The organism is Sphingomonas sp. P4_D12, assembly GCF_056401895.1.
In genome coordinates this window covers 193000-219970 of record NZ_JBFUIL010000008.1, presented here as the reverse complement: position 1 = coordinate 219970, position 26971 = coordinate 193000, and the positions used below count along the sequence as shown (strand labels likewise).

The 26971-nt window shown below is 65.3% G+C and carries 22 protein-coding genes; 6 read left to right on the top strand and 16 right to left on the bottom strand.

What is annotated here, in order from left to right; genetic code table 11:
* Positions 1-533: aminotransferase class I/II-fold pyridoxal phosphate-dependent enzyme (locus AC1DSD_RS17325; protein ID WP_478031823.1), on the bottom strand; the 533-nt coding region annotated here is incomplete at its 3' end.
* A 166-nt stretch (positions 534-699) separates the two neighbouring features.
* Between AC1DSD_RS17325 and AC1DSD_RS17320 the strand changes: the two genes are divergently transcribed.
* Together AC1DSD_RS17320 and AC1DSD_RS17315 are read left to right on the top strand one after the other, a co-directional pair.
* Positions 700-3381 carry a bifunctional acetate--CoA ligase family protein/GNAT family N-acetyltransferase gene (locus AC1DSD_RS17320; RefSeq protein ID WP_478031822.1) on the top strand — a complete coding sequence of 894 codons (2682 nt, stop codon included), beginning with the start codon at positions 700-702 and terminating at the stop codon, positions 3379-3381.
* A complete protein-coding gene (locus AC1DSD_RS17315) occupies positions 3378-3956 on the top strand; it encodes an NAD(P)H-dependent oxidoreductase (RefSeq protein WP_478031820.1) in 579 nt (192 codons plus the stop codon). Before AC1DSD_RS17320 ends, AC1DSD_RS17315 begins: the two co-directional genes overlap by 4 nt.
* Before the next feature lie 26 nt (positions 3957-3982).
* Here the strand turns inward: AC1DSD_RS17315 and AC1DSD_RS17310 are convergent, their stop codons facing one another.
* The 7 genes from AC1DSD_RS17310 to AC1DSD_RS17280 form a co-directional block, all read right to left on the bottom strand.
* Positions 3983-5233 (bottom strand): MgtC/SapB family protein, encoded by a 1251-nt coding sequence (locus AC1DSD_RS17310; RefSeq protein ID WP_478031819.1) that lies wholly within the window; start codon positions 5231-5233, stop codon positions 3983-3985.
* Between the two features lie 2 nt (positions 5234-5235).
* Entirely contained in the window at positions 5236-6057 is an 822-nt protein-coding gene (locus tag AC1DSD_RS17305; RefSeq protein WP_478031818.1) for a universal stress protein, read from the bottom strand.
* A gap of 10 nt (positions 6058-6067) precedes the next feature.
* A complete protein-coding gene (locus tag AC1DSD_RS17300) occupies positions 6068-6442 on the bottom strand; it encodes a hypothetical protein (RefSeq protein ID WP_478031817.1) in 375 nt (124 codons plus the stop codon).
* A 65-nt stretch (positions 6443-6507) separates the two neighbouring features.
* A complete protein-coding gene (locus AC1DSD_RS17295) occupies positions 6508-7239 on the bottom strand; it encodes a Crp/Fnr family transcriptional regulator (protein ID WP_478031816.1) in 732 nt (243 codons plus the stop codon).
* 4 nt (positions 7240-7243) lie between these two features.
* Complete coding sequence (locus AC1DSD_RS17290) at positions 7244-7636, bottom strand: response regulator (protein ID WP_478031815.1); 393 nt, start codon at positions 7634-7636, stop codon at positions 7244-7246.
* A gap of 53 nt (positions 7637-7689) precedes the next feature.
* On the bottom strand, positions 7690-8304 hold the full coding sequence (locus AC1DSD_RS17285; protein WP_478031814.1) for a response regulator transcription factor: 615 nt from the start codon (positions 8302-8304) through the stop codon (positions 7690-7692).
* Positions 8297-9817: a PAS domain-containing sensor histidine kinase gene (locus AC1DSD_RS17280; protein ID WP_478031813.1), complete on the bottom strand. Its 1521-nt coding sequence runs from the start codon at positions 9815-9817 to the stop codon at positions 8297-8299. Before AC1DSD_RS17280 ends, AC1DSD_RS17285 begins: the two co-directional genes overlap by 8 nt.
* A gap of 140 nt (positions 9818-9957) precedes the next feature.
* Between AC1DSD_RS17280 and AC1DSD_RS17275 the strand changes: the two genes are divergently transcribed.
* Entirely contained in the window at positions 9958-10605 is a 648-nt protein-coding gene (locus tag AC1DSD_RS17275; protein ID WP_478031812.1) for an OmpW/AlkL family protein, read from the top strand.
* 49 nt (positions 10606-10654) lie between these two features.
* On the opposite strand, the gene AC1DSD_RS17270 is transcribed toward AC1DSD_RS17275, so the two are convergent.
* The 4 genes from AC1DSD_RS17270 to AC1DSD_RS17255 all read right to left on the bottom strand — a co-directional run bounded on the left by AC1DSD_RS17270 (position 10655) and on the right by AC1DSD_RS17255 (position 14728).
* A complete protein-coding gene (locus AC1DSD_RS17270; RefSeq protein ID WP_478031810.1) occupies positions 10655-11467 on the bottom strand; it encodes a universal stress protein in 813 nt (270 codons plus the stop codon).
* A gap of 73 nt (positions 11468-11540) precedes the next feature.
* A complete protein-coding gene (gene hemN / locus AC1DSD_RS17265) occupies positions 11541-12884 on the bottom strand; it encodes an oxygen-independent coproporphyrinogen III oxidase (protein ID WP_478031809.1) in 1344 nt (447 codons plus the stop codon).
* A 376-nt stretch (positions 12885-13260) separates the two neighbouring features.
* Positions 13261-13929, bottom strand: coding sequence for an NAD(P)H-dependent oxidoreductase (locus AC1DSD_RS17260; RefSeq protein ID WP_478031808.1), 669 nt, complete (start codon positions 13927-13929; stop codon positions 13261-13263).
* Positions 13930-13945: 16 nt separating this feature from the next.
* Positions 13946-14728, bottom strand: coding sequence for a universal stress protein (locus AC1DSD_RS17255; protein ID WP_478031807.1), 783 nt, complete (start codon positions 14726-14728; stop codon positions 13946-13948).
* A gap of 350 nt (positions 14729-15078) precedes the next feature.
* Between AC1DSD_RS17255 and AC1DSD_RS17250 the strand changes: the two genes are divergently transcribed.
* On the top strand, positions 15079-17097 hold the full coding sequence (locus AC1DSD_RS17250) for a TonB-dependent receptor plug domain-containing protein (protein WP_478031806.1): 2019 nt from the start codon (positions 15079-15081) through the stop codon (positions 17095-17097).
* Positions 17098-17183: 86 nt separating this feature from the next.
* Here AC1DSD_RS17250 and AC1DSD_RS17245 read toward each other — a convergent pair whose 3' ends face one another.
* Complete coding sequence (locus AC1DSD_RS17245) at positions 17184-20012, bottom strand: TonB-dependent receptor (protein WP_478031805.1); 2829 nt, start codon at positions 20010-20012, stop codon at positions 17184-17186.
* A gap of 306 nt (positions 20013-20318) precedes the next feature.
* Here AC1DSD_RS17245 and AC1DSD_RS17240 point away from each other — a divergent pair, with 306 nt between their 5' ends.
* Both AC1DSD_RS17240 and AC1DSD_RS17235 read left to right on the top strand, forming a co-directional pair.
* Positions 20319-21635: an MFS transporter gene (locus AC1DSD_RS17240; protein ID WP_478031803.1), complete on the top strand. Its 1317-nt coding sequence runs from the start codon at positions 20319-20321 to the stop codon at positions 21633-21635.
* Positions 21632-23461, top strand: coding sequence for a DUF8034 domain-containing protein (locus tag AC1DSD_RS17235; protein WP_478031802.1), 1830 nt, complete (start codon positions 21632-21634; stop codon positions 23459-23461). The genes AC1DSD_RS17240 and AC1DSD_RS17235 overlap by 4 nt, the downstream gene beginning before the upstream one ends.
* A 3-nt stretch (positions 23462-23464) precedes the next feature.
* Here AC1DSD_RS17235 and AC1DSD_RS17230 read toward each other — a convergent pair whose 3' ends face one another.
* The 3 genes from AC1DSD_RS17230 to kdgD are packed head-to-tail and all read right to left on the bottom strand — an operon-like array spanning position 23465 to position 26849.
* The gene (locus tag AC1DSD_RS17230; protein WP_478031801.1) at positions 23465-25012 is read right to left on the bottom strand and encodes a carboxylesterase/lipase family protein; all 1548 of its coding nucleotides are present in this window, start codon (positions 25010-25012) and stop codon (positions 23465-23467) included.
* A complete protein-coding gene (locus tag AC1DSD_RS17225) occupies positions 25009-25899 on the bottom strand; it encodes a LysR family transcriptional regulator (RefSeq protein ID WP_478031799.1) in 891 nt (296 codons plus the stop codon). Before AC1DSD_RS17225 ends, AC1DSD_RS17230 begins: the two co-directional genes overlap by 4 nt.
* Positions 25900-25916: 17 nt before the next feature.
* A complete protein-coding gene (kdgD, locus tag AC1DSD_RS17220; RefSeq protein WP_478031830.1) occupies positions 25917-26849 on the bottom strand; it encodes a 5-dehydro-4-deoxyglucarate dehydratase in 933 nt (310 codons plus the stop codon).
* Positions 26850-26971: the final 122 nt, after the last annotated feature.

Here is a 26971-nt window from a genome sequence, read left to right as displayed (position 1 = left end):
GCGTTGGGGTCTTCGGCGGCGAGCAGTTCCTCGAGATGCGCCAGGTCATTGTGGCGGAACACGCGCTTCTCGCAGCCCGAATTGCGGATGCCGGCGATCATCGAGGCGTGGTTGAGCTCGTCCGAGAAGATGATGCAGCCGGGCAGGATATTGCCCAGGGTCGCCAAGGTCGCCTCGTTCGAGACATAGCCACTGGTGAACAGCAGCGCGCCTTCCTTGCCGTGGAGATCGGCCAGCTCGTTCTCGAGATCGACATGGTAATGCGTGTTGCCGCCGATATTGCGCGTGCCGCCCGAGCCCGCGCCGACATCGTGCAGCGCTTCTTCCATCGCCGCGATCACCTTGGGATGCTGACCCATCGCGAGATAATCGTTCGAGCACCACACCGTGATCGGCATCGGCCCGTTATGCCCGGCAAAACACCGCGCATTGGGAAACGCCCCCTTGTTGCGCAATATGTCGATAAACACGCGATACCGCCCTTCGGCATGCAGCCGGTCGATCGCCTGGGTGAATAGTTTTTGGTACAGCAAATCCGCTCTCCCCGTGCCGGCGTGACATGTGCGAATTCCGGTCGAATCCAAATGCGTAGTAACCCGTAGAACGGGTCGGCCGGCATCCGGGGCAATACGGATGGAGATCGATTGATCCGCCCGGCACAATCCGGCCGACACTCTGGCTTTGGGCGGAAATTGCACCATGACGATCCGACATCTCGACGCACTCAACCACCCGCAATCGATCGCCGTCATCGGCGGATCGAGCAAGGCCGGTTCGCTCGGCACGCGCGTGCTGGAGAATATCATCGACGGCGGCTTCGCCGGGACGGTGTTCGCGGTGAATCCAGACAAGGTCGAGCTGGATGACGTCTGGTGGGTAGCGTCGATCGCCGACCTGCCGCGCAAGCCCGATCTCGCAATCGTCGTCACGCCCGCCGCGACCATTCCCGCGATCATCGGACAACTAGGAACGATCGGCACGCGAGTCGTGACCGTCATTTCGTCGCTCCCCCACGACGCCACCGCGCGCCAAGCGATGCTCGACGCCGCGCGGCCGCACGACGTTCGCCTGATCGGGCCCAATTGCCTGGGATTGCTGCTGCCGCATGCCCAGCTCAACGCCTCATTCGCACCGCGCAATGCGACGGCCGGACGGCTCGCTTTTCTGTCGCAAAGCGGCGCGCTCGTCACCGCGATGCTCGACTGGGCAGCCGACCGCCATGTCGGCTTTTCGGGCGTGGTATCACTGGGCGACATGGCCGATGTCGATCTCGGCGACCTGATCGACTTCTACGCCGCCGATCCGCGCACCGATACGATCCTGCTCTATGTCGAGCAGGTTACCAATCCTGCCAAGTTCATGTCGGCGGCGCGCGCCGCGTCGCGCATCAAACCAGTGATCGCGATCAAGGCCGGGCGCACCGCGGGTGCTGGCAAAGCGGCGTTCTCACACACCGGCGCGCTGACCGGCTCCTACGACGTTTATGCCGCCGCCTTCCACCGCGCCGGCATCATCCTGGTCGATACAATGGGTGAATTGTTCGATGCGGCGCAGATCCTGTCGCGCTATCGCCCGCCTTACGGTGATCGCCTGGCGATCGTCTCGAACGGCGGTGGCGCTGGCGTGCTTGCGGCCGATGCGTTGCCCGGCGCGGGCGCGAGCCTTGCTACCTTGTCGGGAGCAACGATCGCCGCGCTCGATCCCGACCTGCCGGCGGGATGGTCACGCGCCAACCCGATCGATGTCGTCGGCGACGCGCGGGCCGAGCGTTTCTCGGTCGCCACGCGCGCGGTCCTCGCCGATCCGGCGGTCGATGCGGCACTGATCATCCATTGCCCCACCGCGGTTGCGACAGGCGAAGAGATCGCCAGGGGCGTGATCGCCGCACGGGCCGACGCGGGCGCCGCCAAGCCGCTGATCGCTTGCTGGATGGGGCCACGCAATGCCGAAGCGGCGCGGACGCTGTTCGATGCCGTCGGTATTCCCGTGTTCGACAATCTGGACGATGCCATCCGCGCCTTTGGCTATCTCGCCAAGGCGAGTGCGGCACGCGAGGCGCTGATGCGCGCGCCCGCGCATCAGCTCGTCCCTGCCAGCGATCGCGCCCGGGCGCGTGCCGTCATCGTCGGGGCCCGCAATGCGGGCCGCCAGCAACTTTCGGCAACCGAGGCCAAAGCCGTGCTCGGCGCTTATGGCATTCCGGTGGTCCAAGGCATGCTCGCCCGCGACTGCGATACCATCGCCCGCGTCTGCGCCGACCTTCCGCCGCCTTATGCTGTGAAGGTGGTCTCCCCGCAATTACCGCACAAGTCCGATGTCGGCGGTGTCGCGCTCAACGTCGCCACCGTCGAAGACGCGCAGCGCGTCGCGGCGGATATGGCGACCCGGTTGGGACACGAGCATCCTGAAGCGTCGATCACCGGATTCGAGATCGAGACCATGGTCAATTCCCCATCGGGCCGCGAATTGCTGATCGGCGTCGCGCGCGATCCGACCTTCGGGCCGGTGATCGCCTTCGGCGCCGGCGGCAAGGCGGTCCAGATGACACGCGACGTCGCCTTCGGGCTGCCCCCGCTCGACAGCGTGCTGGCCGGGGAAATGATCGAAGGAACGCGCGTGGCGACCCTGCTTGGCGCCTATCGCGACGTGCCCGCGGTCGACATCGACGCCGTCTTGCGTGTGCTCAATGCGGTGTCGGCCCTGGTCATCGACCTGCCCGAAATCGCCGAGCTCGACATCAATCCGCTGCTCGTCGACGAGCATGGCGCGATCGCGCTCGACGCCCGGATCGGCCTGTCGCTCGACGACACCGGTTCGCGGCTCGTCATCCGGCCGGCGCCGATGGAATGGACCGCCGATTTGACGACGCGCGACGGCGTGACGATGCACGTGCGGCCGGTCCTGCCCGACGACGAGGAAGCGCTGGCCGATCTCTTCCACCATGTCACCACCGACGATTTGCGGTTCCGTTTCCTGACTGGCCTGCGCGATGTCGGCCGCGACCGGCTCGTGGCGATGACCCAGATCGATTACTGGCGGACGATGCACTTCCTGGCCTTCGCCCCCGACGGTACCGCGATCGCGTCGGCGCTGCTGGCGTGCGATCCGGATCGCGAACGCGCCGAACTGGCAGTTTCGGTCCGCAGCGACTTCAAGGGCAAGGGCGTCAGCTGGACCCTGGTCGAGCACGTCGTCCGTTACGCCGAGGCCGAGGGTATCGGCGCGATCGAGGCGGTCGAGAGCTGCGAGAACCGGGCCGCATTGACGCTCGAACGCGAAGCGGGCTTCGCGCCGGTGCCCGGCACCGACCTTGGATCGGAAGTATTGCTGCGCCGCACGTTGCGGCAGCCTGACGCGGCGGAGATGGAACCGGCCGAATGAAGCGCCGCATCCTGGTGATTGACGGTCATCCCGATCCCGATCGGGCCAGGCTGATCCATGCGCTGGCCGATCGCTATGCCAAGGGCGCCCTTGCCTGGGAGCATGAGGTACGCCGGATCGATCTCGCCACGGCGGACATCCCGATCCTGCGATCGAGGGAGGAATGGGCAAAACAGCCGCCCTCGCCCGCGATCGTCGACGCCCAGGCGTCGATCGCCTGGGCCGACCATATCGTCATCTTCTATCCCCTCTGGCTGGGCGACGTGCCGGCGCTGCTCAAGGCGTTCCTCGAACAGGTCATGCGGCCGGGATTCGCGCTGAGCGACCAGGGATCGATGGGCGGCGGCCTGCTGCGCGGCAAGTCGGCCACGGTGGTCGTGACGATGGGGATGCCGGCAGCCTTCTATGCCCTGTGGTTCCGCTCGCACAGCGTGAAGAGCCTCGAACGCAACATCCTGAAGTTCGTCGGGATCGGCCCGGTCCATCACATTCTATACGGTGCCGTCGAACAGAATGCGGCGAAGCGCGAGCGGTGGCTCGACAACATGTTCGTTCTGGGAACGGGCGGAGGCTGAAGCGAGTTCGTGACCCCGTGCGCCGATCAGGCACGGAACCAGATGACCGTTGCCGCGACCACGATGACTGTAGCGCAGGCGAAGAGCGGTAACGCGGCCACTGCGCCAGCCCGATTGCGCGACAGGACAATGGTGACGATTGCCTTCAACACCATGTTGGCAGCGACAGGGGCAGCCAAGGCCGGACCCGCCAACATCGCCTGCTCACCGACCGTCAATGACGAGAAAGCTAGAACCGCGGCATCCACATCGGCCATGCCGGTCGCGGTATACACGATCAGCGAGCCGGAAGAGCCCAACGCGGACGATGCCAGTCGCGCGCCAAGAGTCGCGACCGCGGCGATCGCGGCGAAGGTCACCGCCGCGCCGAGTTCGAGCGGGTTGCCGACAGGCGTCCATTCCTCGCCGGCGGGTACACCGCCCTTGCCCGCCCAAACCGCCGCCGCGGCGAGTACCGCCAGGCCGGGCAGTATCGCATAGGCAGAATTGGCGAACGCTGCCGGCGCCAGAACGGCAATCAGCACCAGGACACGCAGCCCACCGACGATCGAGGCGATCAGCAAGGAGACCCTGAGGGGACCCGTTTCACCGAGATTGCTCCGCATCCGCCGGGCAAGAGCGGCGGTTACCGCGGTCGACGATACCAGCGCCCCGACGGCTGCGGTCAGCATCGGGCCTTTCCCGCGCGAGATATGGTGGCCGGCAAGATAGGCGGCGAACGAAATGCCGCTCACCAGCACCACGACGAGCAGCAGATGATGCGGATTGATCGCGCCGAACGGTCCCATGCCGCGATCGGGCGCAAGCGGGAACAGGACCAGCGCGACGATGGCAAACTCCGCTGCCGCGCGCATCTCCTGAGCAGTAAGATCGCCGACTAATTTGTGAAGCCGCTGGCGCGACGACAGGAGGAACATGACGACCGCGGCAGCGGCCAACGCCGCCTCGGGCTGGCCGGAAGCCGCCAGCGCACCCAGGCCCAGGACGAGCAAACCGGCGATCGCGCTGGTCGCGCTCTGACCGTCGCGTGCCCGCGCCTGACGCGTATAGCCGACGATCAGCACGATGCCGCACAACAACACGAGCGCTACCCCGATCGGTTCGGTGACGAGCGCGGCCGCGCCGCCTGCAATCCCCAGCAACCCGAAAGTCCGGATGCCTGCCACACGGTGACCGTCATCGGCATCGCGCCCGGTCCAGCCCCTTTCCAGGCCGACCAGCAGGCCGATCGCCCCGGCATAGCCGAGGGACAGCAGCGATTGAGCGGGGTCGGGCATCGCTATCGCGACAGCAGGACGGGGATCCGTGTCTGGTTGATCAGTCCTGCGGTGACGCCGCCGAACACCAGTTCGTGCAGTCGGCTGTGCGCGAACGCGCCGGCAGCGAGCAGATCGGCCCCCAGTTCGAGGGCATGGGTCTGGAGTTGTTCGGCGACATCGTGACGCCGTTCCAGCCACACCGATCCCACTTCGAACCCACGATAGCCGAGATAAGCGGCAACCGCTCCGTGCCCATGCGGGTCATTCTCGCTCGCCGGCCGGTCGCCGCAGCTTACCACATCGACGCGAGCGCCCGGCGCGAGCAGGCCCACCAGATCGTGGAGCGCGCGAACGGCTTCGGGGCAGGATTTCCAGGCCAGAACCGCATGATTGACCGTGGTCAGCGAGCGCCCCGGTGGCAGAATGAGCAATGGACCGCCCGAGGCTAGCGCGAGCATTTCGGTGACACGGCGGTACAGATAAGGGATTGCCCAGGTCTCGTGCGAACCGACAACGGACAGGTCGGAAATTGGTCGCGCCCGTCGAACGTCGCCGGCGAGCCAGGCAACATCGTCGAACATACCGCGTATGTCGACGTCGACCGTCGTTCCACCCAGCATGGCACGAAGCTTTTCGACCTGTTTCTCGGAATCGGCCTGCAGAATCTGGTCGGGGAGATACAAAACGCCAAACGGCGCGAGATCGGGCGCGGCGAGCGGCCCGGGCGTCAGCAGATAGACGACCAGGCGCGCATCCATGCGCTCCGCCTGGGCCAAAATGGTGCGGACGAACCCGGCGCCACTCTCGACGTCATCCAGCACCGCCAACATCGTTCCGGTCATGGCATCATCCTTAGGCTGGAAGGGAAATCTCGTCGCGTCGCGTCACTTTGAAACAGAGATCCTCGCCGTCCTGCTCGCGCACCGTCAGGTAGGCCCCGACAGCGAGCGGATGCGTTTCGAGATGGAAGATCGGTTCGTCGTCGGCGTCGCCCGGAGCATAGGAAAAACGCCAGCTCGCGCCGTTGTGGATCAGATACCCGTTCCGCTCAGGCTCGTCCGGCCAGGATCGCAATATGGTCGTCCGATCGGGGTGAGCGCGCATCGCCGCAGCGTCGATGGTTCCGTCATCGCAAAGCGGAGCGCGGAGGAGATAGCAATGCGCCGCCGATCCGTCGGGAAAGGCTTGGCTGCGGGCGAGGTCGAGGCAGATGGTGTACCAGGTCATGCCGGCGACTCTGCACCTGCCCGGCGTCCGCGACGATGCGTAGATTCCCGGATTTAGATCATTCTTCAGGCGGCCAATCGGGCCAGTCCGACATCGTCGAGCACCTGGAACAGACGGGTCCCGACGAGCTGGATGATGCCAGCCCGTTCGAACCGGCGGATTTTCCGGCTCACCGTCTCGATCGTCAGGCCGAGCAGGTCGGCCATTTGCTGGCGGTTGAGCGACATGGGGGTAGCCCCGGTCATATCGCATGGCGTTGATCGACGCATATCGACCAGCAGTGATGCGACACGTTCTTCGGCAGTCTTGCGGCCTAGTGAAAGGATCGATCGTCGCGCGGTGTCCAGGTCGTTCGAGAATCGCCGCAAGAGTGATGTGGCGATCTCGGGATAGCAGACAGCCAAGGCATGCAGATCCGCGCGCCGGTAGACGCAGACCGTCGTGCTGGCCAAAGCCGTCGCGCGATGGGTCCATTGGTCGGCAAACAATTCACCGACGAAGGAACCGGGCCAGGCAACGCCCAGAATCTGCTCGCGTCCGTCGCGCAGCGAAGCGGTGAGCTTGAGCGCGCCGTCGCGCACATTGCCGACGTCATAGGTCTCGTCGCCTTCCCACGACAGCACCTCCCCGCGCCGCAATCGGCGCACGCGCCCGATGCGTGCCATCTCGCCCAGGACGTCCGGCGGCAGGTCGGCGCAGATCGATTGCTGCCGGCCGGCGCATTGCGCGCAACGCGATTCCGGCGCCGGGACGGCACGGCTCCGCGTGTCGGGCCAAGCGAGCGCAACGGCCGACATGGCGTTAACCTGCCAGCACTCGGATGAGTTCGTGTTGGCGCAGCGGCTTTTCGAGCACCGCGTCGAATCCGGCGGCGCGCGCCGCTTCGGCCAGCGTCGGTGAAGGGAAGGCGGTGATCAGAATCGCTTTGCCTTTCCAGTCCGCCCGGCGAAGCGCACGCAGCACGCTGATCCCGTCGCCGTCCGGAAGACGATAGTCGGCGATCAGCACGTCGGCATCGTCCATCATATTGCCTTCGAGCACGGGAGCGGCGCCGGCGAACGAGCGCACATCATAGCCGCGCCAATGGAGCAGCATCTGCAGCGAGCGGCGGACGGCCTCGTCGTCTTCGATCAACAATACGACACGCTGGGCTTCGACCGCTGGGTCTGGTTGTGGGAGTGCGCCATTGCTCATGACGCTCTCGTCGCACGGCCGTTCAGGTGCGTCGTTACGTAATGATCCGAAGATCAGCTCTCCAGGCCCGCTGCGAACGCGATGCGCAGCGCTTCCGACAGACTGCGCACCTCCAGCTTGGTCATCAGATTGGCGCGATGCACCTCGACCGTGCGCGGCGAAATGCCCAAATCATAGGCAATCGTCTTGTTGGGATGCCCCCGCGCCAACCCCTGCAGGACCTCCTGCTCGCGCGCGGTCAGCGCGGCGATCCTGACTTCGGCGTCGTGCGCGGTCGTGGTGGCGTCTTCGCGCCGTTCCAGTTTGGCGAAACCCGCATCGAGCGCGACCATCAGCTGGTTTTTTTCGAACGGCTTTTCGAGGAAGTCGACCGCACCCGCCTTCATTGCCTGCACAGCGATCGAGATGTCGCCGTGGCCGGTCAACACGATCACCGGGAGCACGATGCCGTGCTCGTTCAATTCGCGCTGCACTTCCAGCCCGTCCATACCGGGCATGCGGACATCGAGCAGCACGCAGCCGGGGTCGGCGTGCTTGGCTTCCTTCAGGAACTCGACGCCCGACTGATAGGTGCGCGTATCGAAGCCGGAGGTACGCAGCATGAAGCTCGCTGAACGGCGGATCGCGTCTTCGTCATCGACGATATGAACCAGCCGTCTGTCACTCATCTTCGGGTTCCCCGCTCTGGATGGTGAAATGGAATATAGTGCCGCCCCCGACATTGTCTTCTGCCCAGATGCGACCGCCATGCGCTTCCACGATCGTGCGGCAGATCGACAGCCCCAGGCCCATCCCGCTTTCCTTGGTGCTCGCGAACGCCTGGAACAATTGGGGCGCGAGCGCCGGATCGAGTCCGCCGCCGGTGTCGGCGACCGACACGCGGATCATGCCATTGGGCTCGGAGACGGTCGACACCGTGATGTCGCGAACGGCGCGATCGGCGATCGCGTCCACGCCGTTGCGGATCAGGTTCACCAGCACCTGTTGGATCTGGACGCGGTCGACAAAGGCTTCGCTCGCTCTCGGATCCAGTTTGAAGAAGGCGCGGACGCCGCGCTCGCGCGCGCCCGCCAATGCCAGCCGGCTGGCGTCCTCGATCATCGCGGGAAGGTTTTCGATATGCTGCGCGACTTCGCCCCGCGCCACGAAATCGCGTAGGCGCCGCACGATCTGGCCGGCGCGGAGCGCTTCCTTCGCGGCTTCCTCGACCGCCTCTCTGACGAACTCTTCGTTCGTCTGATCGTGCCGGTCGAGCAGCTCGCAGGCTGCCTCCATGTAATTGGCGATCGCGGTCAGCGGCTGGTTGAGCTCGTGTGCCAAAGTCGACGCCATCGTCCCCATCGCACTGACCCGCGACACGTGAATCAGCTCGGATTGCAGTTCCTTGAGCCTGAGCTCCGCCTCCTGTTCGGCGGTCAGATCGCGGATGAACCCGGTGAAGATGCGGTGCCCGTCGGCATTGGCCTCGCCGACCGACAATTCCATCGGAAACGAGCTGCCGTCGCTACGCTGCCCAACGACGATCCGTCCGATGCCGATGATGCGGCGCTCACCGGTCGCCTTGTAGCGCGCGATATAGTCGTCGTGCCGGTCATGATCCGGATTGGGCATGAGCATGCTGACGTTGCGGCCGGCAACCTCTGCCTCAGTATAGCCGAACAGCCGCTCCGCAGCGGCGCTGAACGACACGATCACCCCCATCTCGTCGATCACCACCATCGCGCTCGGCACCGTCGCCAGGATCGACCGGACGTGCATCTCCCGCTCGGCGAGGCCCTGTTCGATCGCCTTGCGCGCGGTGATGTCATGAACGCTCTGACCGAAGCTCCTGATCGATCCATCTTTGTTGCGCAGCGCGAAGATGGTGACGTCGGCGAGGAATTCGGACCCGTCCTTGCGGATGCGCCATGCCTCCATCCGCCGAGGGGCAGAGGCCGCCGCCGCGGCAGCCCGATCGCTCATCGGCCGGCCAGCCGCAACGTCCTGCTGCGTATAGAGGAGCGCCACCGATCGGCCCTTGACCTCGTCCGCTTGCCATCCCGTCAACAGTTCGGCGCCATGATTCCAACTTGCGATTATGCCATCGGGCGACGTCAGAAAGAGCGCGCGGTCGGTCGCGCCTTCCACGAACAACGCGAGTTCGAAGTCGAGCGAGGCGTCGCGCGATTGGGGGTCGATCATATGCATATCGTGTTGGTCCCCTAATCGATCATGCCGCCAATGGTGGCCATCCGGAGATTTACTTAGCCGACTTTATTGCGCGCGATCAAAGTGTCCGCGCGCATTCGTCCCTAGCGACACAGCCCCAACAGGAGGTGTGTATGACGAAGTTGATGCTACTCGCCGGGATGAGCGCCGCAATGCTCGCGACCCCCGCTTTCGCCAAGGAAGGTGATGTGCTGGTTCGCGCCCGCGCGATCGTGGTCGCGCCGAACGAACGCTCCGGCTCGGTCTCCGGCATTCCCGGTAGCAAAGTCGGGGTCGGCGACAGCGTCATGCCCGAAGTCGATTTCACCTATATGGCGACCAATCATATCGGCGCGGAGCTGATCGTGGCGACGACCAGGCACAGCGTGTCGGGCCGCGGGACGATCTCCGCCCTGGGGGATGTCGCCAACACCTGGGTGCTGCCGCCGACCCTGACGCTGCAATATCACTTCGCGCCGGATGGCAAGGTGCGGCCTTATCTGGGCGCCGGCATCAATTATTCGGTCTTCTATTCGTCGAAAGCGACGCCCTCGCTCAACGCAGCTCTGGGCACGACCAAGGTCAAGCTCGGCGACAGCGTCGGCTACGCGCTGCAGGCCGGCGTCGACGTTCCGGTGAGCGAGAAGGTCTTCGTGAATTTCGACATCAAATATATCGACATGAAGACCACCGCCCGCCTGACCAGCGGCGCCACCGTCCGCGCCGCGCGCGTCAAGATCGATCCGATCGTCGCCGGCATGGGGATCGGGGTCCGGTTCTGAGCGGGTCGGAAGAAGGGGGCGAGAGCGTCGCCCCCTTTTCTATGTCACGTCACGGTTGGTGAACGATGAAAATCGGCACCGGGCTTTCGCTCAGCATGCGCTGGGTGGCCCCGCCGAAGGCCGCTTCCAGGAAGCGCGACCGGCTGAATGCGCCCATCACGACATAAGCGGCATGTTCGATCATCGCTTCAGCCATGATCACCGAACCCGGCCGGTCCATCAGGCACTTCTCGCGGCGGATTGTCGCATGAATGCCGTGCCGTGAGAGATAGGTGGCGGCTTCCTCGAGCGGCAGCGCCAACGACCCGTCCTCGGCATGGAATAAGGTGACCGAGCGCGCGAGCTTGAGCAACGGCACCGCCGCTCGCAGCGCCGCGGCGGCATGGTTCGATCCGTCCCAGGCGACTACCGCTCGTCCCTGAAGATCGATCGACCGCGCCTTTTCGGGTACCGCGAAAACCGGTGTGCGGCCTTCGAGGATCATGTCGCCGGCGAGATCGAACATATTGGGATAGGCCGACTTGTCGTCCAACCCGCGATTGACCACCACCAGATCGGCGAGCTTTGCTGCACGGCGCAGACAGGTCGCAGCGTCGCCGGTGGCGTCGACCACATTGTGGGGAATATCTTCCCTGCCGAGCCGCGCTTTCAACGCGGCGCTATTGGCAGCCTCAGCCTGCCGTTCCTCCGCTATGATAGCGGTGCCGGTATAGGTGCCGGTGAAGTCGGCGGAGGCCAGCGTAGTCATCGCCACGTCCAGACAAGTCAAATGCCCATCGATCGCTCGCGTGATGTCGATCGCGACCTGCAGCCGCGCTTCCTGGCCGCAATCGTCATGCGCCAGGACCAGGATGTTCTTCATGACCGCCTCCATCGTCGGGATGGAAGCACGCTATGCCGGTCAGCGAGACCGCAATATCGGGATAGCTACGTACTCAAACCGCTTTGCTGAAGCGGTCGCCGACTGCCGTCCTGAACGTATCGAACGCGACGGCGGCGAGCCGCGCATAGGGCTCGCCATCCGGCAAAATGACCAGCCCCGTGTCGTGCCGGCGGATCAGCCCCCGCTCCTCCATCGACGCCAGCTTCGGTGCGGCGTCCGCCATGACTTGCGCCGCGACGGCGAGCGGCCAACCGAGCTCGATCAAATCGACGCGACCGTCGCACAACAGCCGCTCGATCACCGCGCCCCGTCGCTGATCGTCGGCCGAGCGCCGGATTCCCCTGATCGTACCAAGACAGCCGTTTTGGACCTTCATCCGGTATCGCCCGACATGCTTTTCAGTCTGGGCGATCAGCCCCGGAAACAGGCTGATCGAGGATGCCCCGAGGCCGATCACCGCGTCGGCGTCATCGTCGGTGAACCCCTGGAAATTGCGCCGCAACGTGCCGTTGGCCGCAGCGAGCGCGAGCTTGTCGTCGGGCCGCGCATAATGGTCGAAGCCGATTGGACGAAGGCCTTCTTCCAGCCACAGGTCGCGCGCCAGGATGCTTTGCCAGAAACGCGCTTCGGCGTCGGGCAATCGGCTGTCCTCGATCATTCGCTGGCGCGGCAGCATCCGCGGCAAATGGGCATAGCCGAACATCGCCACGCGGTCGGGCGCCAGATCACGCGCCAGCCTGATCGTTCGCGCGATCGTGTCGAGCGTCTGACCAGGCAATCCGTACATCAGGTCAAGGTTGATGTGGTCGATACCCGCGCGCCGCAGATCCTCGACGCAACGCGCAACGATGCGAAACGGCTGCAGTCGGTTGATCTTCACCTGAATACCGAGGTCGAAGGTCTGCGCGCCCAGGCTGACTCGCGACACATTGTTTGCCGCGAGCATCCGACAGAAATCGGCATCGAGATGCCGCGGATCTAGCTCCGCCGCCCATTCGGCATCCGGCAGGATTTGAAAGCTGTTCCGGACCGCGGCGGCGACGCGCTCGAACTGAGCGGGCGACAAAGCATTGGGACTGCCGCCACCAAAATGGACGTGGCTGACGCTGCCCTTGGCGCGATCCGCAACCATGCCGATCTCCGCAACCAGAGCCTCGACATAGACGTCCAGGCGCGACGCACGACCGACCGGGCCGGTATTGCAGCCGCAATACCAGCAGATCTCATGGCAATAAGGAATGTGCAGATAGAGCGAGATCCGATCGCTCGGCCGCAATGCATCCAGTGCTGCCCGATACTCGGCCGCGCCTACCGTTTCGGTGAATTCCGCGGCGGTGGGATAACTCGTGTATCGCGGCACCGAGCGAGCGGCGAGATCGGCGTGAAAGACGGCCATCAAAACTTCCTTGGCTACATGCCGATCTGCGCGGTCACGACCGGATCCGTTCTGCCCGGCTTCATGCGAACAAATCCTGTTCCTCGGCGCGCGCGATAGGGTCCGGTACGACGAAGCGGTGCCCCGTCGCTGGCGAATGCGTCCGGTAGTGCGGCACGCTTAGGGTGAGCCAAGCATTCCACCACGCCGTCCACCATTGCACGGGTTGCAGCCAAAGCTCGCGGCTACAGAGCCAAAGCTCTTCCGCGGCTTCGCTTGGCGGTGTTTCCGGTGTGACTTGCTCCATCGGTCTTCTCCTCGTCGAGCGATGCCGGGATAGGACGCGCCTCGCTGCCCGGCCTATCGGGGATCATACGTAGACGCGCGACGCCGGCATTCAGGCTGCGGGGGCGGTGCCCTGCCCTGTTCCCCCTTCGGCAAGCCGTGCCATCTCCGCGCGGCGCGCCGCGTCGAGCACGGTCGCGCAAGTGCTGCGCGCCGCCTCCCGGACACGCTCCAGCTGCTCGGCGGCATATTGCTCGCTCAGCCCTTCGACGACCGCATCGATATGGACGTGTTCGGTCGCGGCGAGCTGGAAGATCGTGCCGAGATAGCGGTCGAAGCTTTCGCGAAGCGATGTCAGCTGACCCTGTTCGCCAAGCCAGGCCTGGGTCGATGCCGAGGTCGAGAAGCTGATCATGTAGCGCCCCTTGAGGAACGGATTATGTGCCTGGGCGTGGTCGTGGCTCGGTTTGAACCCGGCACCGAGAACCCGATCGACATAGCCCTTGATCATCGCGGGCGGTCCGCCGAACCAGATCGGATAGACGAAGACTATCACATCGCAGCGCCGGATTTCGGTTAGGTCATAGACGACCTCCAGCTCGGGAGCTTCGCCAAGATATTCGAGCACCGGATCGAAGCGGTTCAGATAGAGGTCGCGCAGGAACGGCCTTTGACCGCACGCCTCGACCGTGTCGCAATAGGCCTGCGCGATCTGGTGATTGAAGCTCCCGCGACGCGGATGGGCGAGCACTACCAAATGTCGGATAGGGTCGATCGCCATGACCTGTCTCCCGGCGTCAGTGTTTGAGAAAGAGCGGCACGGGGCTTTCCTGCAGGAGCCGCTGGGTCACGCCGCCGAAGATGCTTTCGACCAGGCGCGAATGACCGAACCCGCCCATCACCACGTAATCGGCCTTGAGCAGAGCGATCTGCTCGAGGATCGGGAAAGCGGCTTTCTCGCCGAACGCGGGGTCCGAGCGAACCTGCGAAGCGATGTTGCGCTGTGCGAGCAGAGTTTGCGCCTGGCTGGCAGGAAGCTTCAGCGAACCATCGTCGATCTCGACGATCGTGACGGTCGATGCGCGCCGCAAGAATGGGATTGCCGCCACCATGGCATGATGCGCCTCGCGCGATCCGTCCCAGCAAATCAGCACCTCGCCGTTCAGGCATATGCCCGGCGACTCCGGCGGCACCGTTATGATCGGCGTGTCGGCGCTGACCAGCAGTTCGCCGATCGTGGCATAGGTGGGAGGAAAGAGGTCCGCGCGCGGCGCGCTCATCACGATCAGATCGGCCAGTGCGGCCAATTCGGATAATGCCGGGAGCATGTCGTCGCGGCGCTCGATCCACTGCGCCGAGAGCCCACTCGCCTCGACCTGATCGCGGACCGTGGTAAGCGGCGCGAGCTCGGCTTCCATCACCAGCGATCCGCCGCGTGCCGCCCCCGCCCCTCCGACATCCGGCTCGGCCAGATCGACGCAAAGAAGCCTGCCCTGGCTCGCCCGAACGAGGTCGAACGCCGCCTGCAGTCGGGATTGCTGTCCGACATCGTCGTGGATCAGCACCAGCACGTCGCGCATGACTTTCTCCTGTATTCGGGCATCGCCGAAGCGGCCCGGGATCGGTCATGATGTACCAACCGCGCAGGCGCGCCGGATATACGCGTTATCCCCGATACGGGTGTTCGGCGGCTTAGCTTGTTGGTTCGCCACGGCAGATGTCGACGGGCACCAAATCCTGACCCGACCAGTCCACGCTCTTCGCCAACCTTGCTCGTCGCTTTTGTCCGTTTGTCGAGCGATGTCACGCCAGCTGCAGGACATGCAATGCAACCGCCGCCGGCGCCATCCTGTTCTTCTAGTGCCGCTTGCAAAGGGCGGCGTCCGGGGCCACCGCTCCGGTCGCCGCTCCATCCTCATAGGGTCAGCCGATGTCGTTACGCACCGCGCGCCTCGCACTCATCGCTTCGATCGCCTGGCCGATCGCCGCACAGGCGCAGAACGCCCCCGCCGCCCCGGCCGCGGCGGATGACGATATAGTGGTGCTGGGTACCGGGCTCGATCTGCCGCCTGGCACACCGGCTTATGGCGCGACGACGATCGACCGCGATCGGCTGACCAACGACGCCTCGGGCCGCGTCGAGGACGTGCTTGCGGACGTCGCCGGTTTTCAACAGTTTCGCCGCTCGGACAGCCGCTCGGCCAATCCGTCGGCGCAAGGCGCGACCCTGCGCGCGCTGGGTGGCAATGCCTCGAGCCGGACATTGGTGCTGCTCGACGGCGTGCCGATCGCTGATCCCTTTTTCGGCTATCTGCCGTTCAATGCGCTGGTGCCCGATCGCCTCGCCGGTATTCGCGTGACGCGCGGCGGCGGGTCGGGGCCGTTCGGCGCCGGTGCCGTCGCGGGCACGATCGAACTGGTCAGCGCCGGGCGGCGCGACTTGCCGCTGCTGAACGCGGAGGCATTGTACGGTAGCCGGGAATCGGAAAGTATCTCGGCCAGCGTCTCGCCGAGCCTCGGCGGCGGCTTCGCGACTTTGTCGGGCCGGTTCGAGCGCGGCGACGGTTTCTATACCACGCCCGACGATCAACGCGTCGCGGCGAGCGTTCCCGCGCGGTACCGCGACTGGTCTGCATCGGCTCGCGCTGTCGCGCCGATCGACGCCGATACCGAATTGCAATTCCATGGCCTGCTGTTCGGCGACAACCGAACGTTGCGCTTTCGCGGCGCCGATTCGAGTTCGGAGGGCGAAGATGCGAGCGTCCGGCTGGTCCATCGCGGCGGCTGGCAGGTCGACTCACTCGCCTATGTTCAGGCGCGCAATTTCTCCAACAAGGTGATCAGCGCGACCAGCTTCAAGCTGACGCTGGACCAGCGCAACACGCCCGCGACCGGCATCGGCGGCAAGATCGAACTGCGCCCGCCGGTCGGCCACGACCAGGTCGTGAGGATCGGCGGCGATGTCAGGCTGGCCGATGGCGAACTGTTCGAGGACGCCTATAACAGCGCCGGCGCGGTGACCGCGCGGCGCAACGCCGGCGGCAATTCGAGCGTCGCGGGATTGTTCGTCGAGGATGACTGGACGCTCGGCAAATTGGTGCTGACCGGCGGCGCACGGCTCGATCATTGGACATTGACCCGGGGCTTCTTCCACGAACGCAACAGCGCCGGCGCCGCGACCAGCACCAAATCATTCCCCGATCGCAGCGGGACCGAATTCACCGGGCGCGCCGGCTTGCTCTATCGTCCTGTTGCCGCGGTCGCGTTGCGTGCGGCGGGATATACCGGTTTCCGCCTGCCGACGCTCAACGAGCTCTATCGGCCGTTCACCGTCTTTCCCGTTACCACCCAGGCCAACGCCGGCCTGAAGCCGGAGCGGCTGCGCGGGGTGGAAGCTGGAATAGACATCACCCCCCTACCCGGTCTGACGGTTTCAGGCACCTTGTTCTACAACAAGCTGGCCGATGCGATCGCCAACGTGACGATCGGTACCAACCTGCGCCAGCGCCGCAATGTCGACGCCGTCGAGGCGAAAGGGGTCGAGGCGAATATCGTCTGGCGGCGCGGCGCGATGATGATGTCCGCCTCCTATGCTTATTCGGACAGCAAGGTCCGGGCGCCGGGCAACGCGTTCGACGGATTCGTTCCGGCGCAAAGCCCCCGCCATGCGGCCAGCGCGACGATAGCCTGGTCGCCCAGGGCCGGCCCCATATTGTCGGCGACGTTGCGCTATGTCGGCGACCAATATGAGGACGATTTGCAGACCGACAAATTGGCCGCGGCGACCACCGTCGACTTGTTCGGCAAGCTGCCGATCGCGCGTGGCTTCAGTGCGGTCGTCCGCGCCGAAAATGTGTTCGATGCCCAGGTCATGACTCGCAACCAGGCCGGATCGATCGACCTTGGCACGCCAAGGACGCTGTGGATCGGCGTTCGCTTCGGGGGATAGGATGGACGAACTGAGGTGCCTTCCTCGAGGCCCAAAAAAAGGAGGCCGCCCGTTGCGGGGCGGCCTCAGCGTCGCCTTTCAGGAGGTTAGAAGGCGAAACGGGCGCCGAAATTGAACTGCCGCCCGCTATGGGTCAGCACATTGAGGCGATTGGTGGAATCGACGAATTGATCGTTGAGCTCGTCGGTCAGATTGATCATCTCGAGGCTCAGTTTCAGTCGATCGGTAAGATTGTACGAAATCTGCGCATCGACGTTCAACGTCGAGTTGGTGCCGTTATAGCTATTGCCTTCGGTCCCCGGCACCGCGGTCAGATATCGGGAGCGATACGCGACCGAGCCGCGCACCGACAGCTTCTTGTCTTCATAATAAAGCGTGCCGTTGGCAGCGTATTTCGACAGGCCGACCAATGGCGCGGTGACAAAGGCGGATCCGCTCGTCGAGATCAGATATCGAATATTCGAATCGACATAGGTGAAGTTCGCCAGCACGCCGAAATGGCTCGCCCAGCCGCCGAGAAAGGTGAAGGGCTGCTGGACGTTGACTTCGAACCCGCGCAACTTGCCGCCGCTGGAATTGATCGGCTGGGTGACGATGAAGGAATCGCTCGGCGACGCGGTGGTGCCGGCCAACAGCGAGTCCGGCAGACCGAGTGACGAGAACGGAACGGTGACGCTCAACGTCTGAACGAACGTATCGATATTCTTCTGGAACGCCGACACGGCGTAGATCGCGCCGCTCGACGGATACCATTCCACGCTGGCGTCGAAATTGGTCGATGCCGTCGGCACCAGATCGGGATTGCCCGAGCTGAAGCTGCGATTGCCGCCCGACACGTTGAGGTTGCCGCCGGGGGTGATCGCCGAGATGCCGGCACGCGCCAGCGTCTTGGCCGCGGCCAGACGGACGAGCAGCTTGTCGGTCACGTCGAACACCAGATTGCCCGACGGCAGCCAGCGATCGTAATTGCGCGTCGCGGTCACCAGGTTGATCGCCGCTCCCTGGCTGGCATAGCCGGTCGAGACCTGGTTGGTGCGCACATAGCGCAAGCCGATATCGCCGCGTAGCGGCAGGCCCGCATCGGCGAAATTGAACTCCGCCATGCCCCAGGCACCGAGGTCCTTTTCGACCACCGTGACATAGGATCCGCGGGCCGTCGCATTGGCCACGCCGCCAGTCGCGTAGAGCGGATCGCTGTAGATGCCATAGAGGCTGGCGAAAGCATTGAGGTCGGGTACGACGAACGCGGTCGGCGTGCCCGCCGGCACGTCGAGTCCCTTGCCGAACCCACTGAACACCTTGGTCGCCGCGGCGATCTGCGCGGGTGTCAGCGTCTGGACGACGGTCTCACCCGACAAGCGACGATGCTCGGTCGAATCGTACGAGAAGCGCCGCCAGTCGAGCCCCGCCTTGATCTTGACCTCGGGCGTCGCGGTCCATTCGAGGAAGCCCTTGGCATTGGTGAAGCTGTTATCGACCGTTTGCGGGCGTATCCGCACTTCCGACGTGCCGTTGGTAAAGGCGAAGGTCGCCGGATTGGTGACGTCGACGCCCGGCTTGATGGTCGGGAAACGCGTCGAGAAATCGTAGTAGAAATTGCTGGTATTGGCCGCGTCGAGCGTCACCGTGGTCTGGACCGGATTGCTGAACGCGGAATCGGCGTACCCCACGACCGCGCCGAATTTCAGCTTGTCGCCGAACTTCTGGTCGAGCGTCGCGGTGACCTGATAGAAATCGGTCTCGAGCTCGTCGTAACGCGACTGCACGCGCAGATCGACATTGTCGAACGTACCACTGATGATGTTGCGGTTGGCATCGACCGTCGCCGAGCGGATGATCGTCTGCGGCTTGCCGCTGCCCGAGCGACTGAAGCTGATCGCCTGGAATTGCGCTTCGCTCCGCGTGCCGTCGAGACGCGAGAACAGGCCGTCGATCGAGATCAACGTGCGGTCGGTCGGCCGAAACTGGATCGACCCCGCCGCACCCAGGCGCTTCTGGAAAATGTCGTAGCTGACCAGGCCGGGAATGCGCGGATGATACAGAGCGGTCGCCGGATTGGCGTCGTTGATCTGGGCGAGCGTATAGCCGTTGATCGTCGAGGCGGCGTTGAAGCCGCCGTTGAACCCGCCATAGGTCCAGCGCGTGATGTTGGCGCCCTCCTCGATCAGCCGGCGCTCTTCATAGGCGAACGACAATAGCACCCCGAACCGCCCGTCCCGAGTGGACGCCGTGACCAGCCCCGACAGCCGCGGCGTCACGCGCTTGCGCAGATCGTTATAGCTGCCCTGCACCGAAATGACCGCGGTCGGCTTGTTATAGTCGAACGGCCGCGCGGTCTGGAGGTCGACGGTTCCGCCGAGCGATCCTTCCTCGATATCGGCGGTCGCGGTCTTGCGGACCGTCAGGCTGTTGAACAGGTCGGACGAAAAGATGTTGAAGTCGAACCCACGACCGCGATTGACGCCACCCGAATTGTCGGTGCCCCCGGTGGTGCCGATCGCTTCCATGCCGTTGATCCGCACACGGGTGTAATCTGGCCCGAGGCCGCGTACCGAGATGTTGCGGCCTTCGCCGTTGACGCGGCTGATCGCCACGCCGGGAATGCGCTGGAGCGATTCGGCGAGGTTGAGGTCGGGGAATTCGGCAATGTCCTCGGCCTTGATGGCGTCGACTGTGGCGGTCTCCCTGCGCTTGATGCCCAGCGCGCTGTTCAGGCTGGCGCGGAAGCCGGTGACGACGATATCCGCCGGTGGCGCCTGATCGTCCACGCCTTGCGCGCCAGTCGGCGTCGGCGCGGCGACTGGCTCCGCCGCCGACGCTGCCTGCGCCCAGGCGGGCCCTGCTGCCATCAGACCAAGTGCCGCTGACGTGGCGCCAAGCCCGATCTTCAGCCCATGGATGCCGGTGATTGCCATTTTCAGTAACTCCCCAACTCGCGGCACATGCGCCGTCATTGTGTCCGGCCTCATCGACGGGCCGGTTCTCGATACATTGGGGTAGTCCGGCGTTGGCCGGTCAGGCCAACCCCAATACGGCATGAATCATTGCGGAACCTGCACCAATCGGGCGGGACCATGCTGACTGCGCCGCGATCTAGCCACGGATTGGCAGGATCATGCCGCTTTTCGACTTGGACCGCTTTCGCCGTTGCCGCTAGCGTTCGGGATGAAGTTGCGGTGATCGACCGGCCAAAGGCGCGGCGCCGACTGGGAGAGCGCTGGATGGCAACCGACACCGACCGACCGACCTGGGTACGATACCGCATCATCGCGCTGATCTTCGTCATCACCGCGATCAATTATGCCGATCGCGCGACCTTCTCGATCGCCGGCAACGCGGCATCGAACGAGCTCGGCCTCACCCCAGTCCAGACCGGTTTCATCCTCTCGGCCTTTGCCTGGGCCTATGCCCTCGCGCAAATTCCCGGTGGCGCCCTGCTCGATCGGTTCGGCACCAAACGCATTTATGCCGGCGCGATTGCCTTGTGGTCGGTGATGACCGCGATGCAGGGGCTGGTCGGATGGGTGCCGGGGGTCGCCGCGCTGACGATGCTGTTCGCCTTGCGCTTTCTCGTCGGGCTCGCCGAGGCACCGTCCTTTCCCGGCAATGCCCGGCTGGTCGCCGCGTGGTTTCCCGGACCCGAACGCGGCACCGCTTCGGCGATCTTCAACAGCGCGCAATATTTCTCGCTGGTCGCGTTCGCGCCGTTGATGGGTTGGCTGGTGCACAGTTACGGCTGGCGATCGGTGTTCTGGGTGATGGGCGCGCTGGGCATCGTCGCGACGCTGGCCTTTGTCGCCTTCATCCATAGTCCCGTGCGCCATCCTGCGATCAACGCGGCCGAGCTCGATCATATCGAATCCGGCGGCGGGCTGGTGCGGATGGAGGAAAAGCAGCCGTCGCGGACGCCGACCTTCACTTGGGCGAACCTCAAACCGCTGCTCGCCAGCCGGATGATGCTGGGCATCTATCTGGGCCAATATTGCATCAACGTGCTGACCTATTTCTTCGTGACGTGGTTCCCGATCTATCTGGTCAAGGAGCGCGGGCTGAACATCCTCGAGGCCGGGTTCGCGGCGGCGGCTCCTGCCTTGTGCGGGTTCGTCGGCGGGCTGGTCGGCGGCTATGCATCCGATCGCATCCTGGCGCGAACCGGCAAACTCGATCTCGCGCGCAAGGGTCCGCTGGTCGTCGGGATGCTGCTGGCGACATTGATCATCGCCTGCGTCTGGGTCGATGCCGAATGGCTGGTCGTGCTGCTGATGGCGGTCGCGTTCTTCGGCAAGGGCATCGCGTCGCTCGGCTGGGCGGTCATGGCGGACGTCGCACCCAAGCAGCTCGCCGGGCTATCGGGCGGCGTGTTCAACATGTTCGGCAATATCGCCGGCATCGTCACCCCGATCGCGGTCGGCTATATCGTCGGCGCGACCGGATCGTTCGACCTCGCTCTGGTGTTCGTCGGCGCGCACTGCCTGCTGACGATCTTCGCCTTCCTGGTCGTGGTCGGGCCGATCCGGCGGCTGGAGCTGGCGGCATGATCGTCGATCGCCGCGTCATGCTCACCGGCGCCGCGGCGCTGGCAGCGCTCCCCGCGGCGGCGCGTGGACGGCCTGGACCGGTGTTGGTCGACACGCCGATGGCACCGCCGCGCTGGGCCAGTCTGCAGCGCCAGTTGCTCGACGCCAACATGGCGGCGTGCGAGGCGTTCTACGGCAAATATGTCGATGCGGACGATGCCTTGCGGGTGGCCGCTCGCTGGGGCGCCAATGATGGCCCGGACGACGCGGCAGAGGCTACCAACGATTGGGTGACACTCCACGCGCTAGGGGCGCCCGACCGCCTGCTGACGCTGGCCCAGCGGTTTTACGAGGGTCATTTGCGGCAATATACCGCCGCGCGCACGACCGAAGTCCCGATCGCGCGGCGCGGCATGTATTACCGCGAATTCCCGGTCCAGATGGACTGGCAGCACAATGCCGAGGGGCTGACCACGTTCAACGTGATGGGGCTGAGCGCGCCGCACGACCCGCGGCTGTTCGCGCGTACCCGGCGCTTCGCCGATTTCTATACCGGACACGATCCGACCACCAGCAATTACGATCCGGCGCATCGCGTCATGCGCAGCCTGCTCAACGGCAGCCGCGGGCCGATGCTGCGCAGCGCGACCCCGCTCGACTGGGCGGGCGATCCGTTCGACCCGCGGCCGTTCCATATGGAGCATGGCGAACAGACGTATCGGCAGACGCTCGACCATTATGCCGCTTATGGCGACGTCGCCGGCGACAATCCGCTCAACCTCCAGGCAACGACGCTCGGCCTCAACGCCTATGCGCTGGGCGCCGGGGAGCGGTTCCGACGCTGGGCGCTCGACTATCTCGATGCCTGGGCCGAGCGCGCGCGCGCCAATGGCGGCATCCTGCCGAGCCGGGTTGGACCCGACGGCAGCGTCGGCGCCGATTGGTGGCGTGGCGTCTATGGCTGGGGATTCTCGCCGATCGTGCCGCAGACCGGCAAGCGTGAGGATCGCAACCGCGTGCCGCGCGCGATCACCGCGTTCCTCGGCGCGCTGCTGCTGACCGGCGACCTCGACTATATCCGACTCTGGCGACGGCAGAATGCGCGGATCAACGACGCGGCCAAGTCGATCGACGGCCGGGTGTCGGCGCCAACCATGTACGGAGCAGATGGCTGGTACGGCTGGAAATCCGGTCCTTATCGCACCAACGGGTTCGAGATCTGGTATGCGACCCAGGATCCGGCGGACCGCGCACTGGCCGGCGACCATCCCTGGATCGCTTTCCTCGAAGGCCGCGATCCAGGCTATCCCGAGCGGGTGCTGACCGGCGACCTCAAGCTGGTCGCGGATCGCGTGGCGGCGCGTCTCGCGGATCCCACAACCCCGGCGACGCGGCTTGCCGACTGGCCGCTTGATATCAATCCGGCGAGCGCGGGCGCGCTGGTCGCGACGATGACCGGCGGGCTGCATATCGCCCGCCCTCCCTGGTCGCCGACCAGCCCGCCACAGGGCGGCGTGCCGCTACATTGCCGGCTGCGCTATTTCGACGCCGACCGCCGCCGCGCCGGTGTGCCGGAGGATGTCGGCGCGTTGGTCCATAGCCTGGGCGACCGCTCGACCGAGGTGAGCCTGGTCAATCTCGGCTCGCGCCCGCGTACCGTGATCGTTCAGGGCGGCGCCTATGGCGAGCATCGCATCGATCGACTGACCATGCACGGCGTGACGCGGACGGTCGGCGGACGCGATGTCACGATACGACTGGCGCCGGGCTGCGGCGCTCGGCTCATGCTGGCGATGGCGCGCTATGCCCATCGCCCGACACTGGCATTCCCCTGGGACCGCCGCTGAGCCTCAGCCGCCTGGCTTGATATAGGGCGCCACCGCGAACAGCAGGCGCTCGTCACGGCGCGGATCGACGACGACGCGGCACGCGCGGTCGAAGATCATCGTCTCGCGCCGCGCCAGGTCGTAGCGCGGCCAAGGCGGCAAACCTTGTCCATTGGGATCGCCGGTCCGCGCCAGTCGGATGAACGCATCGGCCATGCGCCCGGCGAGGCGGCGCGCATCGGCGCCGTTACCGGTCCGCGCGCTTTCCAATTGAGTGTTGTCGAACACCAGCCCGATGTCGAGCGTGTGGAATGCACCTAGGACGCCGCCAGCCTCGGGCGACGGAAAATCGAGCTGGTACATCCAGGTCGGCGCGCCGATCTTCGCACGCTCTTCGGCCTGGATGAGATGCCCTGGCCAGGACCGCCCCGCGGTCGAGGCGGCGAGCAGAATCTGGCCGGGCGTGCGATCGGGATAGAGCTGGCGGTACCGCGCGATGACATGGTCCACGCCGACGTCCTTGACCATTTCGCGCTCCAGTCGCGCGGACAGATTGTCCCAGGTCGTATCGCCCCGCCGGAGCGTGTCGCCGAGCCAATAGCCCGTCTCGTCATGCGTATTGCCGACGATCAGCGGGATATGCCCCGCTTCTCGTGGCGCGTCGGGAAAAAAGGGGTGACGCGGCAACACGTCATGATCGAGCGTCGAGGTGAAGCTGATCTCCCCCTTGCGTTCGATCGGGTCGGTCATCGCCATGCCCTCGACCAATCGCTCGACCGGCAACGTCGCGAGTTCCGCGGTGTCGCGCGCGCCCGCTTTTGCCATCCAGGCGCGGGTACGCTCGGTTGCGTGATTGGGGCCGGCCGCGGTGACGTGCTGGCCGCTCATCGTCGCGGCGGCGTGGAACAGGGGTCGCGCCTCGGCCATCGCCATCAGCGTCACTACCTTGGCGCCTCCGCCGGACTGGCCGAACAGCATCACGCGCGCAGGATCGCCGCCGAAGCGGACGATATTGTCGCGCACCCATTGCAGCGCGAGGACGATATCGAGATTGCCGACATTGCCGGATTCGGCCGGGCCGCCGAGTTGCGCGAGATAGGCGTAGCCCAGTCCGGCCAGTCGGTGGTTGAGTGTGACCACGACGATGTCGCCGCGCCGCACCAGGTTGCCGCCATCATAGAGCGGATCCGATCCCGATCCATGGCTGTGCGCGCCGCCGTGGAGATAGACCATCACCGGCCGCCGCGCGGTATCGAGCGCGGGCGTCCATAGGTTGAGGAACAGGCAGTCCTCGCTGATCGGCTCGCTCGCCTCGGTCTGGGGCGCAGCAGCGGCGAAGCGCGTCGCGTCGGCAATGCCGGACCATGGGGCTGGCGGCAACGCGCGGCGGAACCGACGTGGCGCGGTGTCGGCGCCATAGCGGATGCCACGGAAGACCAGCACGCCTTGCTCGCGCGTTCCGCGCACGCGGCCATGACTTGTGGTGCCGATTGGGTCGCCGGGAGACGGCGAGGCGCCGACCAAGGCCGGGGCCGCCGCCATCGCCGCGATCAACGCACGCCGGTCGATCACGTCCGCACCGTCTCCGCGCACAATTGGCGCATCGGGGCCAATGCCGGGTTGGCGTTGTCGCGGCGCCACGCCATGTGGAGTTCGACGGGGCGTTCGGGCCACGTGGTCAGCTGGCGAAATTGCACGTCCATCAGGTGGAGCTCGGATGCCGATTGTGGAACGATCGCGGCGGCGAGTCCGGAGCGCACCAGCCCGAGCATCGAATGGATTTGCGTCACGTGCTGGACATAATCCGGCATCACGCCCGCTTCGTCGAACAGACGGACCAGCATGTCGTGGAAATAGCCGGCGCCCTGGCGCGCATACATGATCAGCGGCTGGCCGTCGAAATCGGCGGGATCGAGCACCGACTTGCCGGCACGGGGATCGCCCGCAGGGAGCGCCGCCATCAGCGGCTCATCGAGCGCCAGCGCCGTATCGAATTCGTGGCGCGTAACCGGCGGCCGGACGAAGCCGATATCGATCAGCCCGGTGAGGAGCGCGTCGACCTGATCGGTCGTCACCATCTCGCGCAGTTCGAGCTCGATATTGGGCAAGGCCGCCCGCGCCTGCGCCACGATCTGCGGGATCAAGCTATAGCCCGAGATGGCGGTGAAGCCGATCGCGACCTTGCCAGCGTCCCCCCGCGCGACGCGGCGGGCGGACAGCTGCGCGCTTTCCGCCAGCCGGACGATGCGGCGCGCCTCGATCAGGAATACCCGCCCCGCCGGAGTCAGTGCGACGTTGCGGCTGGTGCGTTCGAGCAACGTCACGTCGAGAATACGTTCGAGCAGCTGGATTTGCCGGCTGAGCGGCGACTGGGTCATGTTGAGGCGCTGCGCCGCGCGGCCGAAATGAAGCTCTTCGGCGGCAGCGACGAAACAGCGCAGCTGGCTGAGTTCGAACATGCCCCAGCCTAGCGCCGTCAGGCCGCCGCGGCGAGAGCCCCGGGCTGGACCCGCGCGATCAGCTGGCGCAGCTCCTCCTGCTCGGCGTCAGTCAGATCGGTGAGCGGGGATCGCACCGGGCCGGCGTCGCGCCCGACGACGCGGCACCCCGCCTTGACGATCGATACGGCATAGCCCCGGCCGCGGTTGCGCAACGCGATATAGGGGAGCACGAAATCCTTGAGCCGCTGGAGCACTTCGGCCCGCTCGTCCGCGCGGACCGCCTTGTAAAAGGCCAGCGCCCATTCGGGCAGGAAATTGAAGATCGCCGACGAATAGGTCGTAACGCCCATCGTCAAATACGGCATCGCGAAGGTCTCCGCGGTCGGCAGTCCGCCGATATAGGTCAACCGATCGCCCATCCGCGCATAGACCCGGGTCATCAATTCGATGTCGCCGACGCCGTCCTTGAAGCCGACCAGATTGGAATTGCGATCGCACAGCCGCGCCAGCGTCTCGTCGTCGACGATCGCATTGTCGCGATTATAGACGATGACACCGAGCCCGGTCGCTTTGCATACCGCTTCGATATGCGCGGCAAGCCCCTGTTGGCTCGATCCGACCAGATAGGGAGGCAGCAGCAACACCCCGTCGGCGCCGGCTTTTTCAACGTCGCGCGCGATGCCGGTCGCGATCGCGGTGCCATAACCGCAACCCGAGATCACCGGCAGCCGCCCGTTCGCTTCGCCGACCGCGGCCGCGACCACCTTGGTCACCTCATCGGGAGTCAGCGAAAAGAACTCGCCAGTGCCGCCAGCAGCGAACAGCCCGCTCAATTCGTGTTCGAGCATCCAGGCGCAATGCGCGCGATAGGCCCCTTCCTGAAAGACACCGTCGGCGTCGAAATGGGTGACAGGGAAGGACAGCAGACCACCACCCAGCTTACGCGCCATCTCACCCGGGCCCATCATCGTCACAAGCATCTCCTACACTCGACGGCGATCCGATGTGCCGTGGGTCTCGAAGGACTGCTAGAAAGCTGGGACAGGACCGTCCAACCCAAAGCGCCACTTGATCGATGCATGGGTTGGCT